Here is a 14341-nt window from a genome sequence, read left to right as displayed (position 1 = left end):
AATATATCCAAAAATTCCAAAATTAAAATAAACTAATAAAAAAGTTGTTATATCATTTATGAAAACGAACACCTATATAAGTTTCTTATTATTTACATTGCTTTTAACAGTTTCTTCTGTTAATTCAGTGTTTTCGCAAAGCAAGTCCGATAAATTTGTGGTTGTCTTGGATGCTGGTCATGGTGGTCATGATCCAGGTAATTTAGGAAATGGTTACAAAGAAAAAAATATTGCGCTTAATATTGTTCTGGAAGTAGGTAAGGAGTTAGAAAAAAATAAAGATATTGAAGTTATCTACACGCGAAAAACAGATGTCTTCCTGAAATTACGTGAACGTGCTGCCATAGCAAATAAAGCCGATGCCGATTTATTTGTATCTGTTCATTGCAATGCGCATTCAAAAAGTAGCGCTTATGGAACGGAAACTTTTGTACTTGGATTACATGCCAATGAACAAAACTTTAATATTGCTAAAAAAGAAAATGAAGTTATTTTCTTAGAGGACGATTATGAGAAGCATTATGAAGGTTTTGATCCTAATTCACCAGAGTCTCTTATTGGCCTAACACTTATGCAAGAGGAGTTCTTGGATCAAAGCATACAATTGGCAAGTTATATAGAAACTAATTTCACAGGAAAACTCAATCGAAAAAGTCGTGGTGTAAAACAAGCCGGATTTTGGGTATTGCACAATACTTATATGCCAAGTGTTTTAATTGAAACAGGTTTTTTAACGTATAAACCAGAAGGTGCTTATCTCAATTCAGGTAAAGGACAACATGAAATGTCCATGGCTATAAAAGAAGCTATTCTACATTATAAAAATAATTTAGATAGCAATGTTGGCGATTCTTTTCAACCTGAAAAATTGAATGAATCTATTGCTAACGCTATCAAAACAACAGAAATACCTGATATTTACGAAGGCATAACATTTAAAATTCAAATTGCTGCCAGTTCGCGTAACATTGTGACCAAACCGTATAATTTTAAAGGGTTAGACCCAATTTCAAAAACACAAATTGGTAATCTTTATAAATATTATTTTGGTAATACATCAGATTATAATATGGCCAAGCAGTATAAAGATGAAGCAGATGCCAAAGGTTACGATGGTTGTTTTATTGTTGCTTTTAAAAATGGAGAACTCATACCTTTAGCAAATGTGCTAAAAACATCTGCTAATTAAGCACATTCTTTATTAATTTATTTCTAATTTTGTTTAATAACCAAATATCATCAATTTGAAACTATCTAAAGAAGTTAAAACTGCCATATTAGTCATTTCAGGAATCGTTTTTCTTATTTTTGGAATTAACTTTCTACAAGGTAAAAACCTGTTGGATGGCGCCAATACCTATTATACAGAATTTGATTATAATGCATTAGCAACATCTTCCCCTGTTACCATAAAAGGAAATCCAATTGGTCAAATTAAAGAAATTAAATACATCCCAGAAACTGCCAAAACACGGGTTACTTTTACGGTTGATAATGATCTAGAATTTTCTAAAAATAGTAAAATTCGTTTGTATTCATCAGGTTTATTAGGTGATAATGCCATTGCAATTGTTGATCTAAATGATGGCCAAATTGCAGAAGATGGGACTATGTTCGAATCCGAAGTGGAAATGGGATTGGTGCAACAATTAACTGGTAATTTTTCAGATATTAGTACCGATTTGGGTACAACTTTGAAATCAGCAGATACCTTACTAATAGGTGTTAACGACATTTTAAGAGATGATTCAGAAAAAGGTTTAAGAAATGCCATCGCCGAATTAAATGAAACTATTAAATCATTTAACATGTTATCCAATTCCGTTACGGCATTGGTGGTTAAAAACGATGCGAATCTATCGGCAGTTATAAAAAACTTCGATTCAATAAGTGGTAATCTCGCTACGTTTACGGATGGCTTGAAAGAAGTGGACCTATCAACAACACTTGCAAATTTAGATAATACGTTATCAAATGTGAATGCACTTTTGTCTGATGTTGAAAAAGGAGAAGGAACAATGGGAAAATTACTGAAGGATGATAAACTGTATAATAATTTAGAAATTGCTTCCTTACAATTACGTGAATTGTTACAAGATGTTAAACTTAATCCAAAACGTTACATAAATGTATCTGTTTTTGGTGGAAAAAATAAAGACGATTACGAAAAACCGGAAAGTCCAAGAGAATAAACCATACCAACCATGAATTACATTCCAAACATAATTTTTGCCATTGCCTTAATTATTGGTATTGGCTATTTTGCTAATAATGTCAAAAAACTACTTCGTAACATTAAACTAGGCCAAGATGTGGACGTGAGTGATAATACATCACAACGTTGGAAAAACATGATTAATATTGCTTTAGGCCAAAGTAAAATGGTAAAACGTCCAGTTTCTGGATTTCTACACGTTATTGTTTATGTTGGTTTTATTATAATTAATATTGAAGTCCTAGAGATTATTATTGATGGACTTTTTGGTTCACACAGAATATTTTCTGAACTCTTACCAGCATCGGTTTATGGTTTCCTTATTGGTTCTTTTGAAATACTAGCAGCTTTAGTCTTTGTTTCAGTTGTTATTTTCTGGTTACGTAGAAATGTGATTAAAATACAACGTTTTTGGAAAGCGGAAATGACAGGTTGGCCAAAAAATGATGGAAATATCATTCTGTATATTGAAATGGTATTAATGGCTTTATTCCTAGTAATGAACGCAACAGATCTTAAATTCCAAAGCATGGAATCAGGGAATGTGATCAGTCAATTTATAGCGCCACTATTTTATGGCTTACCAGATGCAACGGTTCATATTATTGAACGTGCAGCTTGGTGGCTACATATTTTAGGGATTTTAGGGTTCCTTAATTATTTATATTTCTCCAAGCATTTACACATTTTATTAGCATTTCCTAACACCTATTATGGTAAGGTGAAGCCAAAAGGGCAGCTTGATAATTTAGAAGCTGTTACTAAAGAGGTTCAAATGATGATGGATCCAGATGCCGATCCGTATGCTGCACCAGCTGAAGAAGATGAAAATGACGTGCCTGCAAAATTTGGTGCTAGTGATGTGCAAGATTTAAATTGGGTACAATTATTAAACGCATATACTTGTACAGAATGTGGACGTTGTACCAGTGAATGTCCAGCAAATTTAACAGGCAAGAAACTATCGCCTCGTAAAATTATGATGGATACGCGAGATAGACTGGAAGAAGTTGGGAAAAATATAGACGCGAATAAAGGCGTTTTTCAAGATGATGGAAAACAATTATTAGACGATTATATTACGCGTGAAGAATTATGGGCTTGTACATCCTGTAATGCCTGTGTAGAAGCCTGTCCGGTAAGTATTGATCCGCTTTCTATTATTATGGATATGCGTCGTTATTTAGTGATGGAAGAAAGTGCAGCGCCAATGGAATTGAATAATATGATGACAAATATTGAAAATAACGCGGCACCTTGGCCTTATAACCAAATGGATCGCTTAAACTGGAAGAACGAATAGCGCTTCTATATAAATCTAATTATCATTAAAAATTGTCTTGTAACATATAGCCTTTTAGTTTGTGTATTTTTTTTAGGAATAAATAACATGCACGCTCAAGGCTATGCAAAGGATTCTTTACAAATTAAGGTTTATACGGAAATCACGTATCAAAACAGGGAAGCAGAGGGCATTAAATTAATAACTGTTTTTTGCGATTATTGTTCAGAAAGTCAAACAACTAAAATTGGTTATGAAGCTTTGAATCGTGCCTATGATGAACGCTACAATCCAGATAACATTTTAGAAAATGGCACCAAGAAGCTCGCCATAATTATCCGAATTTCTAAAGATGATTTTTTAGAAATGAATACGGAAACAGCAAACGATAGCCTTCAAAAAAATAGTGAATAAAGTAGGAATAGAATGAAAAGAGAAGACGCAGATAAATTATTGCATGAAAAGGTTGAAGCAGGCGAAAAAGTAAGTCCTATTTTACCAGAAGGCGTAAAAAATTATTTAATAGATATTGATGGTACCATCACAGAAGATGTGCCAAATGAAGAACCTGAGCGTATGGGAACCTGTGAGCCGTATCCAGATGCTTTAATAACCTGTAACAAATGGTATGAAGAAGGTCATTTAATTTGCTTCTTCACTTCCAGAACTGAAGATCATCGGGATGTTACGGAAAAATGGCTTAACAAACATGGATTTAAATTCCATAGTCTATTAATGGGCAAACCAAGAGGTGGAAATTACCATTGGATTGATAACCACTTGGTGAAAGCCACACAATACAGAGGGAAATTTACAGATTTAGTCGATAAAAAAGTCACCATCCAAGTTTTTGATGATGGTCAACACGAATAAGAATTTATTATGAGCGAACAACTAAAAGTGCCAACTATGGCAGAATATATGGCAGCAGGCAAACAACCAGAAGTATTATTTTGGGTTGGTTGCGCAGGAAGTTTTGATGATAGAGCCAAGAAAATAACCAAAGCTTTCGTACGGATATTAAATAAAGCAAATGTAGATTTTGCTGTTCTAGGAACCGAAGAAGGTTGTACTGGTGATCCAGCAAAGCGAAGTGGAAACGAATTTTTATTTCAAATGCAAGCCGTTACGAATATAGAAGTAATGAATGCTTACGAGATCAAGAAAATTGTAACTACCTGTCCGCATTGTTTCAATACCATGAAAAATGAGTATCCAGAACTTGGTGGTCAATATGAAGTTATGCACCACACACAATTTTTAAAATCCTTGTTGGACGATGGCCGTTTAACTATTGAAGGTGGCCAATTTAAAGGCAAACGAATCACATTTCATGACCCTTGTTATTTAGGTCGTGCTAATGGTGTTTATGAAGCACCACGTGAGTTGATCCGTAAATTGGATGCAGAATTAATAGAAATGAAAAGCTGCAAAAGTCGTGGGTTATGCTGTGGAGCAGGAGGTGCTCAAATGTTTAAAGACGCCGAAAAAGGTGATAAAGAAATAAATGTAGAACGTACAGAACAAGCCATGGAAACCAAACCAGAAATTATAGCTGCTGGTTGTCCATTTTGTAATACCATGATGACGGATGGCGTAAAAGCCAAAGATCAAGAAGCTAATATTGAAGTAATGGATATTGCGGAACTAATTGCTAACGCTGAAGATTTATAGAATTTATGAGCTTTTTTGAAAAAAATAAAACATATATAAAATTAGGTGTTATTTCTGGAATCATGTTTGCCCTTGTCATGGTGGCATTCGATTATTTTATGGAACGCGAGTTTTCAATTTTAAAATTTGCATTGCACTTTGTGCTATTCGGCTGTTTTAACGCATATATGGCGTACCGAAAGGTGCAAAAGGAGGAACAGAAACGCAATAAGGATCAATAGTGAAAAAAGCAAACTACATTTCTGCCGTAATTGCAGCATTGGCAGTTGCTGGTTCTATTTATGCTTATGATTATTATTTTGACGATGTAGCCCACTTTGGAAAATACATCTATCAATTTGTGTTTTTTGGTATTGGCGTTTTGGTTCTTGATTATGTGCGACTTCGTAACCGTAAAAAATAAATCTCATGGAATTGAAAATACAGAGATTACCTTTAAAAACAAGAATTGTTTTTGGTGTTGTCGCTGGATTATTTAATGGGTTAGGCCTTTTTCTGTGGGATTATTTTAAAGAAGAGCCAATAATTTGGGAAAGATATATTTTTCAAGCTGTTTTTACAGGACTTTTTATGGCCATTGCTTTTAGGAACAAAATAACCAAAGCATAAATGCTATGAAGGTTAATTCAAAAAACATTAAAAAAGGGTTAATTTCAGGTGGAATCCAAGGTTTTGTATTTGCGCTTGCCATGGCAGCTTTCGATTACCTTGGGAATGAACCATTCGATTTAAATAAATTTTTGTTCTATTTCTTCTTTTTCGGATTAATAATGGGACTTACAACAGTTTTTAGTAACAGTAAAAAAAACAAAAAATGCTAGTAGATTTTAATACATTACCAGAGGAATCACGTGTTTGGATATTCCAAGCAAACCGCACATTCACAGATGTTGAATTGGAAGAAATTGAGACTAAACTCAAAACCTTTGTAGAAAACTGGACGGCTCACGGAAGTGATTTGCAAGCTGGTTATACTATTAAATATAAGCGATTTATTGTGTTAGCGCTAAATCAGAACTTAAATAAAGCAACGGGCTGTTCTATTGATGCGTCTGTTCATTTTATTCAAGGATTGGAAAAGGAATATAATGTGGATTTAATGGATAAAATGAATGTGTCTTATAAACAAGGCGATTTTGTAGCTTATAAAACCTTAACCGATTTCCGACAAATGGCAAAAGATCGAGCCGTTTCTAAAAATACAATCGTATTTAATAATTTGGTAAATAATATTGCTGAATTTAAAGAGTATTGGGAAGTTCCTGCAAGTGAAAGCTGGCATTCGCGTTTTGTTAAATAGATCATTTAGTTTTTAATTCCTTTTTAATTTAAGCGATAGTTTTGCTCTTTACATTTTTAAGTCTATAAAAATTTGAGATAAATGATTTATATGAAATATTTCAAATAATTTTAAATTGAAAAGGAAAATGACATCAATAATTCCGCAATAATTACGTTATAAATCTATCTTAAAGTCTGTGTTTCTTTTTGCTAAAATTGGTAATTTGGCACTGTTTTTAATGTACATCTAAATACTAACTCCTTTTTATATATGCGATTACTAATTCTTTTAGTTCTTTTTAGTGTTTCAAATTCGTTTGTTTATGCTCAAACTGCAGATCCACTATTAACCGCTGATGCTCAAGCCCAGATGAAATGGGTGGATAGTATTTATGGAGGTATGTCTTTAGATGAGAAAATTGGCCAACTTTTTATGGTTCAAGCATTCTCCAATATGGATTTAAGGCATGAAAATACAATCAGTCAAATGGTGATGAATAATCATATTGGCGGTATTATTTTTTCAAAAGGAGATCCAATCAATCAAGCTAGGTTTAACAATGAATTACAAGCTGTTGCAAAAGTACCATTATTAGTTGGTATGGATGCAGAATGGGGTTTAAGCATGCGTTTAGATTCTACGTATGCATTTCCTTGGAACATGACGCTTGGCGCTATTAAAGATAACCAGTTAGTTACAAAAGCCGGATATCATATTGGTGAACATTGTAAACGACTAGGCGTACATTTTAATTTTGCTCCAGATATAGACATTAATATCAATCCTAAAAACCCCATTATTGGAAACCGTTCATTTGGAGAAGATCGTGAAAATGTCACTGAAAAAGCAGCCGCTTTTATGCAAGGCATGCACGATGCTGGTGTTTTATCAAGTGCCAAACACTTTCCTGGTCATGGTGATACGGATACCGATTCGCATAAAGCCTTACCAACTCTAGATTTCGATTTAAAACGATTAGATTCCATAGAGATTTACCCATACAAACGACTTATAAAAGATGGCGTTTCTAGTGTTATGGTAGCGCATTTAAATGTTCCTGCTTTGGAGTCTGAAAATGGTTTACCAACCTCGTTATCTAAACATGTGATTACAGATATTTTAAAAGGGCAACTTGGCTTTAAAGGACTTATTTTTACAGATGCCTTAAATATGAAAGGTGTTGCCAACTTTGATAGTCCTGGTGATATTGATTTAGCTGCATTTCAAGCAGGAAATGATATTTTATTAATTTCTGAAGATGTGCCAAAAGCAATTGATAAAATAAGAGATGCCTATAATTCAGGTGAAATTACTGAAGAACGTTTAGCACATTCGGTTAAAAAAATATTAAAATCGAAGTATAAAGTTGGACTAAATAAATTTATTCCTGTAGCGTTAGAAAACCTATTGGCGGATTTAAACAGACCAAAAGATGATGTGCTTTATGAAAAGCTCATGGAAAATGCCATTACGGTTGTAAAAAACAAAGGTGATATTTTACCTATTAGGAATTTAGAAACTAAAAAAATCGCTTATGTAAAATTAGGAGATGATGATGGTTCACATTTTCTTGAAGGCCTTCAGAAATATGGGAAAGTTCATGAAATTTCTGGCGATAATTTAGATGAAATTATAGAGAAACTGAAAGCGTATAATACCGTAGTCATTGGTTTTCATCGCTCTAATGATAATCCGTGGAAAAGTTTTGAATTTTCGGATAAAGAATTAGTTTGGCTTTATGAAATAGCCCGTACAAATACCGTTATACTTGATGTTTTTGTAAGACCTTATGCATTACTAAATGTAAAAACATTAGAAAACATTGAAGGTCTTGTAGTGAGTTATCAAAATAGCCCAATTGCGCAAGATGCGTCTGCCCAAATTATTTTTGGCGCTGTACAAGCACAAGGAACTTTACCCGTTTCTATTGGCAATGGTTATGCTGTAGGTGATGGATTAACATTGTCAAGTTTATCACGACTAGGCTATGCTATTCCAGAACGAGTTGGTATGAGCACTGAAAAACTTCATAAAATTGATGCGATAGCGCAACGCGCCGTTGATGAAAAAATGACACCTGGTATTCAATTACTAGTTGCCAGAAAAGGTAAAGTTATTTACAATAAAAATTTCGGAAAACATACCTATGATGCCAACGCAGAACCTGTGAAGTTTAATGATATGTATGATGTGGCTTCATTAACAAAAATATTGGCAACCTTACCATTATTAATGGAATTGGAGGAAAAAGGTATTGTTTCATTGGATACCAAACTATCCAAAATACTTCCGGAATATGTAAATTCTAATAAAAAGAACATCACGTTAAAGGAAATGCTGTCTCATTATGCACGCTTAAGTCCATGGATTCCGTTTTATTTTGCCACGTTAGACGCTAATAAACAACCAGACACTAAATATTATAGAAAAGAATTTGGCGGGAAATACACAGTGAAAGTGGCCAATGAATTATACATGCGAGCCGATTATCAGGATAGTATGCAGAAAATAATTAGAGAAAGTGATTTATTAAAAAGCCTCCGATATCGTTACAGTGATTTGCCGTATTACATTCTTAAAAAATATTTAGAAAAACACTACGAAAAGGGGTTAGATGAATTGGTTCAAGATCATTTTTATCAATCAATGGGAGCAAATCATACCACATACAATCCGAATAGTAAATTTAGTGATATTAATATTGTGCCTTCAGAAATAGATGATTATTACCGCTATCAAAAAGTACAAGGTTATGTGCATGATATGGGAGCAGCCATGCAAGGAGGCGTAGGTGGTCACGCAGGAATTTTTAGTAATGCTAATGATGTTGCTAAAATTATGCAAACCTATTTGCAGAAAGGCTTTTATGGCGGAAAGCGCTATTTTAAACCAGAAACATTAGATAAATTCAACACGTGTTTTTATTGCGATAAAGATAACCGTCGAGGCGTCGGGTTTGATAAACCGCAATTAGGAGAATCTGGTCCAACATGTGGTTGCATTTCTATGTCTAGTTTTGGACATTCCGGTTTTACAGGTACCTATGCGTGGGCGGATCCAGAAGAAGAAATTGTTTATGTGTTTCTAGCTAATAGAACGTATCCTAATGCTGGAACAAACACCCTATTAAAGGAAAATATTAGAACAGACATTCAGGAATTAATTTATGAAGCGATTATCGATTAATTTTGAATCAGTTTGTATAGAAAATCGTTTTATTACGACCAAGTTTGATAGTTGTCAATAATTAAAATTTTAATAGAATAGTATAGGAATGAAAATAGGAATCGTGTGTTATCCAACGTTTGGAGGTAGTGGTGTTGTAGCTACAGAGTTAGGAATTGAGCTATCAAAACGTGGTCATGAAGTCCATTTTATAACCTACAAACAACCAGTTCGGTTAGAGCTTTTAGGTAGTAATGTCCATTTCCATGAGGTAACAGTCCCAGAATATCCGTTATTTCATTATCAGCCTTATGAGTTAGCGCTCTCAAGTAAATTAGTTGATATGGTAAAGCTTCATAAAATTGAAGTGTTACACGTTCATTATGCTATTCCCCATGCCTATGCAGCTTATATGGCGAAAAAAATGCTTCAAGAAGAAGGTATTTACGTACCCATTGTTACAACATTGCACGGTACAGATATTACGTTGGTAGGGAGTCATCCTTTTTATAAAACAGCTGTCACATTCAGTATAAATCAATCGGATGCTGTGACTTCCGTTTCAGAGAGTTTAAAACGTGATACGCTTCGCTTATTTGATATAAAAAATGACATTGAAGTTATTACCAATTTCATTGATGTTGGGAAATATAATAGTCCTTTTTCCGATTGCCAGCGTGCTATGATGGCTCACGAAGATGAGCGTATTATAACACATGTAAGTAATTTTAGACCTGTAAAGCGCATTGCCGATGTTATAAAAATATTTTACAATATTCAGAAAGAAATACCTGCCAAACTCATGATGGTTGGTGAAGGACCAGAAAAAGAAGGTGCAGAACAATTAGCAATTGATTTAGGCATAGAAAATAAAGTCGTATTTCTAGGAAATAGTAACGAAGTAGACCGTATTTTGTGCTTTTCAGATTTATTCGTTTTACCTTCTGAAACCGAGAGTTTCGGTTTAGCAGCTTTGGAAGCTATGGCTTCTGGAGTGCCTGTTATTTCTAGTAACTCAGGAGGAATACCAGAAGTAAACATACAAGGCGTTTCTGGATATTTAAGTGATGTTGGTGATATTGAGGACATGAGTAAAAATGCATTGGCTATTTTAAAGGATACAGACACACTAAATGCCTTTAAACTTCAGGCTACAAAACAAGCTAGCAAATTTGAAATATCTAAAATAGTACATCAATATGAGGCTATTTATCAAAAAACGCTAGCTAAAAGCAAAGGCCTAAACTAACTTACTTTTTACTAAAGAATATTTTTTATTTACTTTTATTTTATAACTTGGGTTGAACTTCAAAACCGCTATAAAATGAATAGAAAATCATTTTTAAACCTAACAGCAAGAGTTGGACTTTTTTTAGGTCTAACACCAACTTTACTTGCTGGAAATAGCCGAGAAAACCTACAAGAAGTCGAAGCTGTAAATACCTTATTAGGTTCCAATAAAGCGCTAGGAAACATGGTGAATTTTGCCGACAAACCTATTGAGAAAGTTCGCGTAGGTATGATTGGTATGGGAAACAGAGGTTCTGTTTTGATTCAGATGTTTGAGTATTTAATTAAACATAAACATGCTGAAATTGTAGCACTTTCTGATTTAAAAGAAGATAAAGTCACAAAAAACAACGACTATTTAAAAACAATGCAACCTGAAGGTGCTGATCTGTATTTTGGTGATGAAGATGCTTGGAAAAAAATGGCCAAGCGGGACGATATTGACATTCTAATCATTGCAACACCATGGAATTTCCATACGGAAATGTGCGTATATGGTATGGAACATAATAAGCATGTGGCTTGCGAGCAGCCTATAGCATTGACACTGCAAGATTGCTGGAAACTAATTGAAGTGGCAGAACGCACCAAGAAGCATTGCATGTATATGGAGAATTGCTGTTTTAATAGCGAAGAACTCTGGATATTAAATATGATTAACGAAGGCGTCTTTGGCGATATTAATCATGCCGAAGGTGCTTATATTCACGATTTACGGAAGCACATGCTCGATGCAAATTATTATGAAGATCAGTGGCGCATAAAACATCATGAAACCAATAATGGGAATTTTTATACAGGTCATGGTTTAGGTCCTGTTAGCTCCTATATGGATATTGGTCGGGGTGATAACTATGATCATTTAGTGAGTATGAGTTCTAGAGAACAGAGCTTGAGTGAAGCAGCAAAAAAGGAAAACTATAAAACTCGAAAATTTGCTTGTGGTGATATGAATACCTCGTTAATTAAAACGAAAAAAGGTAAAACTATCATGCTCCAATTTGATACACATACGGGCAGACCTTATTCCAGACTCAACACAGTTACGGGAACAAAAGCGGTTCATGAAGGGTATCCATCCAGATTATATGTTGGCCATGCGGAATTGCAATGGGGACATTCGTGGTTGAAAGATGAAGAATACAAAGATTATCGCGAACGCTATGATCATCCACTTTGGAAAAAATTACGAACGCAAATTGATGCCAATGCCGTTGGTCATGGAGGAATGGATTTCGTAATGATTTATAGAATGATGCGTTGCTTAAATCAAGGATTACCTTTAGATATTAATTTATATGACAGTGTCATGTGGAGTGCAATTACACCATTATCCGAAATGTCTGTAGCCAATAATAGTGCGAGTACAAAAATTCCTGATTTTACAGGAGGAACTTGGGAAACACCTAGGGAAAACGAAGTGTTACGCGATATTATGTAAAATGTTGCTTCGTAATTCGCTCTATGGACTCCAAATTGTCAATAACAGATTGCAATACCGTAAACTGATTTAAAGCACGATCAAAGTTGTGATTCGCATAGGCCGTTTTATAATACGTATCGTTGTTTAAGAAATCGGTTAAAAAGCGCAACCCCATTATATAAATGATGGTTTGAACACCTAAAGGTAGATTTTCAATTTCTTCAGATTTTAAAATGGATTTTGTTTTTAAAGCAAAGCCTTTGCAATAAGCTTCATACAGTTCTAAATCAATATAAATTTTAGATAAATCTGTTTCATCTTCAGTTGATTTGGTGCAAATAGAACGTACAGAATCTCCAAAATCATAATGTACTAATCCTGGCATGACCGTGTCTAAATCAATAACCGCTAAACCTTTGTTTTTGGTGTCAAATAGAATGTTAGATAATTTAGCATCATTATGTGTAATTCGAATAGGGAAGTGGTTTTTAGCCTGCAAGCTGGCAAGGGTACTCATGCTTGTTGCATGCTTTTTTACGAATGCTATTAAATCAGCAGCCGCTTCTAACCGATTAGATTTTGCAAGTTTTAGAGCAGTTTCAAATTGCGTTAACCTAAAAGGCACATTATGAAAATCTTTTAATGTTTCAGTAATGGATTCTGGTAAAATAGATTCGGTATTTAAAATGAAATCGCCATAAAGTTTTCCTGCTTCAAATGCTATTTGAGGTGTTTCTGCTTTATCAATAGTTAAAGCATTGGTAATAAAACGCATAACATTCCAATAGGACTTTTCTTCTTTAAATATATATTCGTTCTGCGTTGTTTTTAAATAATTTACGGACTGATAGTGTGAATTTGTTTTTTTGTAATTCGCCTGTAAATGTTCTGAAATCACAATTTTATTAGCAATAACAGCTTTGGCATTTTTAAAAACAAGACTGTTTAACTTTTGAATGATAAACTTCTCATCATTTTGTTGGGTGACCAAATATGTATCATTTATATGTCCAGATTGTAGCGTTTCAATTGACTTCAAAGGAGTTTCTATTCCAAAAGCCTCACAGATGTTATCTAATTTATGCATGGTCTACCAGAGTTTTTTTGGATAGAAATTGTTGTCTATATGTGTTTTAATATTTTCACGTGCTGAAGTTTCATCAGCTAAATAGGTCATGCCAAACCATGAGCTGTCGGTTGCTAATACTTGAATACTATTTGGACTATTTTCAATAAGATGCTTAATAATATATGTGATGTAAAATTCGTCTTTTTCAAAATCAGTTATAGTATGTAAGAATTTCAAAAATAAATCATTTGCAACATTAAAAACTGATTGTTTAAAGCCCCAGAAATTCATTGACACCAAGGTGTTTGGATTTAGCGTTTCAGAAATTATATTAGTTTGAGCTGAAATTTCACCAGCATCATTCCTCATAATAGCCGTAAGTTCTTCAATGTTAATTAAATTTTGGTTTTTATCTACATGACAAATGCCACGAGAAACCGATCCATTATCGGACAACGTGTTTTTTAATGCATAACCAACCAAATAATGATTCAAATTAGTATCCTTAAACAACGCGTCATGCATGAGCTGAAAGGCTTTTCTACCGTAAAAATCATCGGCATTTATTAGGGTGAAGCCAGTGGTAACAGTTTCCTTTAAAGCTAGTAAAGCATGTCCAGTTCCCCAAGGTTTGATACGCGTTCGGGAATCTGATAATTCATTTTTTTGAATGACAAAATCCACTGAAATATGTTTAGGTAATTTGTTGACATAGCGGTCTTTAAAATGATGTATAATTTCATCCCGAACTATAAAAACAATATGGTTATAGCCAACATGCATCGCGTCATAAATGCTAAAATCCATGATTGAGAATGTGCCATAAACGGGTTGTAATTGCTTGAGACTACCAAATCGGGAGCCCATGCCTGCAGCCATAATTGCCAACGTTTTTTTTGCCATAAAACAAATGTAAAAAAAAGCACGTCAATCAAGGACGT

16 protein-coding genes are annotated in these 14341 nt (G+C 34.0%); 14 read left to right on the top strand and 2 right to left on the bottom strand.

The window, feature by feature from the left end:
- Positions 1–58 precede the first annotated feature (58 nt).
- The 14 genes from ES675_RS08655 to ES675_RS08590 all read left to right on the top strand — a co-directional run bounded on the left by ES675_RS08655 (position 59) and on the right by ES675_RS08590 (position 12349).
- Positions 59–1189 carry an N-acetylmuramoyl-L-alanine amidase family protein gene (locus ES675_RS08655; RefSeq protein WP_066254703.1) on the top strand — a complete coding sequence of 377 codons (1131 nt, stop codon included), beginning with the start codon at positions 59–61 and terminating at the stop codon, positions 1187–1189.
- A gap of 55 nt (positions 1190–1244) precedes the next feature.
- Entirely contained in the window at positions 1245–2192 is a 948-nt protein-coding gene (locus ES675_RS08650; RefSeq protein WP_066254700.1) for an MlaD family protein, read from the top strand.
- A gap of 12 nt (positions 2193–2204) precedes the next feature.
- On the top strand, positions 2205–3518 hold the full coding sequence (locus ES675_RS08645) for a (Fe-S)-binding protein (RefSeq protein WP_066254697.1): 1314 nt from the start codon (positions 2205–2207) through the stop codon (positions 3516–3518).
- Between the two features lie 87 nt (positions 3519–3605).
- Positions 3606–3911 (top strand): hypothetical protein, encoded by a 306-nt coding sequence (locus tag ES675_RS08640; protein ID WP_066254694.1) that lies wholly within the window; start codon positions 3606–3608, stop codon positions 3909–3911.
- Positions 3912–3923: 12 nt separating this feature from the next.
- Positions 3924–4370, top strand: coding sequence for an LNS2 domain-containing protein (locus ES675_RS08635; RefSeq protein WP_066254692.1), 447 nt, complete (start codon positions 3924–3926; stop codon positions 4368–4370).
- A 9-nt stretch (positions 4371–4379) separates the two neighbouring features.
- The gene (locus ES675_RS08630; RefSeq protein ID WP_066254689.1) at positions 4380–5171 is read left to right on the top strand and encodes a (Fe-S)-binding protein; all 792 of its coding nucleotides are present in this window, start codon (positions 4380–4382) and stop codon (positions 5169–5171) included.
- 5 nt (positions 5172–5176) lie between these two features.
- Positions 5177–5392 carry a hypothetical protein gene (locus tag ES675_RS08625; RefSeq protein ID WP_066254686.1) on the top strand — a complete coding sequence of 72 codons (216 nt, stop codon included), beginning with the start codon at positions 5177–5179 and terminating at the stop codon, positions 5390–5392.
- The gene (locus ES675_RS08620; protein WP_066254682.1) at positions 5392–5574 is read left to right on the top strand and encodes a hypothetical protein; all 183 of its coding nucleotides are present in this window, start codon (positions 5392–5394) and stop codon (positions 5572–5574) included. Before ES675_RS08625 ends, ES675_RS08620 begins: the two co-directional genes overlap by 1 nt.
- Positions 5575–5579: 5 nt before the next feature.
- Positions 5580–5780 carry a hypothetical protein gene (locus tag ES675_RS08615; protein WP_066254680.1) on the top strand — a complete coding sequence of 67 codons (201 nt, stop codon included), beginning with the start codon at positions 5580–5582 and terminating at the stop codon, positions 5778–5780.
- A gap of 5 nt (positions 5781–5785) precedes the next feature.
- Positions 5786–5992: a hypothetical protein gene (locus ES675_RS08610; protein ID WP_066254676.1), complete on the top strand. Its 207-nt coding sequence runs from the start codon at positions 5786–5788 to the stop codon at positions 5990–5992.
- The gene (locus ES675_RS08605) at positions 5986–6471 is read left to right on the top strand and encodes an ABC transporter ATPase (protein WP_066254672.1); all 486 of its coding nucleotides are present in this window, start codon (positions 5986–5988) and stop codon (positions 6469–6471) included. Before ES675_RS08610 ends, ES675_RS08605 begins: the two co-directional genes overlap by 7 nt.
- Positions 6472–6723: 252 nt before the next feature.
- On the top strand, positions 6724–9639 hold the full coding sequence (locus tag ES675_RS08600; protein ID WP_066254667.1) for a glycoside hydrolase family 3 N-terminal domain-containing protein: 2916 nt from the start codon (positions 6724–6726) through the stop codon (positions 9637–9639).
- An 88-nt stretch (positions 9640–9727) separates the two neighbouring features.
- Positions 9728–10867, top strand: a complete 1140-nt coding sequence (gene bshA, locus ES675_RS08595) for an N-acetyl-alpha-D-glucosaminyl L-malate synthase BshA (RefSeq protein WP_066254660.1) — start codon at positions 9728–9730, stop codon at positions 10865–10867.
- A gap of 75 nt (positions 10868–10942) precedes the next feature.
- Positions 10943–12349 carry a Gfo/Idh/MocA family protein gene (locus ES675_RS08590; RefSeq protein ID WP_066254656.1) on the top strand — a complete coding sequence of 469 codons (1407 nt, stop codon included), beginning with the start codon at positions 10943–10945 and terminating at the stop codon, positions 12347–12349.
- Here ES675_RS08590 and ES675_RS08585 read toward each other — a convergent pair.
- Both ES675_RS08585 and ES675_RS08580 read right to left on the bottom strand, forming a co-directional pair.
- Complete coding sequence (locus ES675_RS08585; protein WP_066254654.1) at positions 12342–13418, bottom strand: phosphotransferase enzyme family protein; 1077 nt, start codon at positions 13416–13418, stop codon at positions 12342–12344. The genes ES675_RS08590 and ES675_RS08585 overlap by 8 nt on opposite strands.
- A 3-nt stretch (positions 13419–13421) precedes the next feature.
- Positions 13422–14303 (bottom strand): sugar phosphate nucleotidyltransferase, encoded by an 882-nt coding sequence (locus ES675_RS08580; protein WP_066254785.1) that lies wholly within the window; start codon positions 14301–14303, stop codon positions 13422–13424.
- Positions 14304–14341: the final 38 nt, after the last annotated feature.

Origin of the sequence: Algorimicrobium algoritergicola (genome assembly GCF_008086165.1) — a bacterium.
GTDB lineage: Bacteria > Bacteroidota > Bacteroidia > Flavobacteriales > Flavobacteriaceae > Algorimicrobium > Algorimicrobium algoritergicola.
The sequence above is the reverse complement of the archived record's forward strand: the minus strand, read 5'-3'. Positions and strand labels throughout refer to the sequence as shown.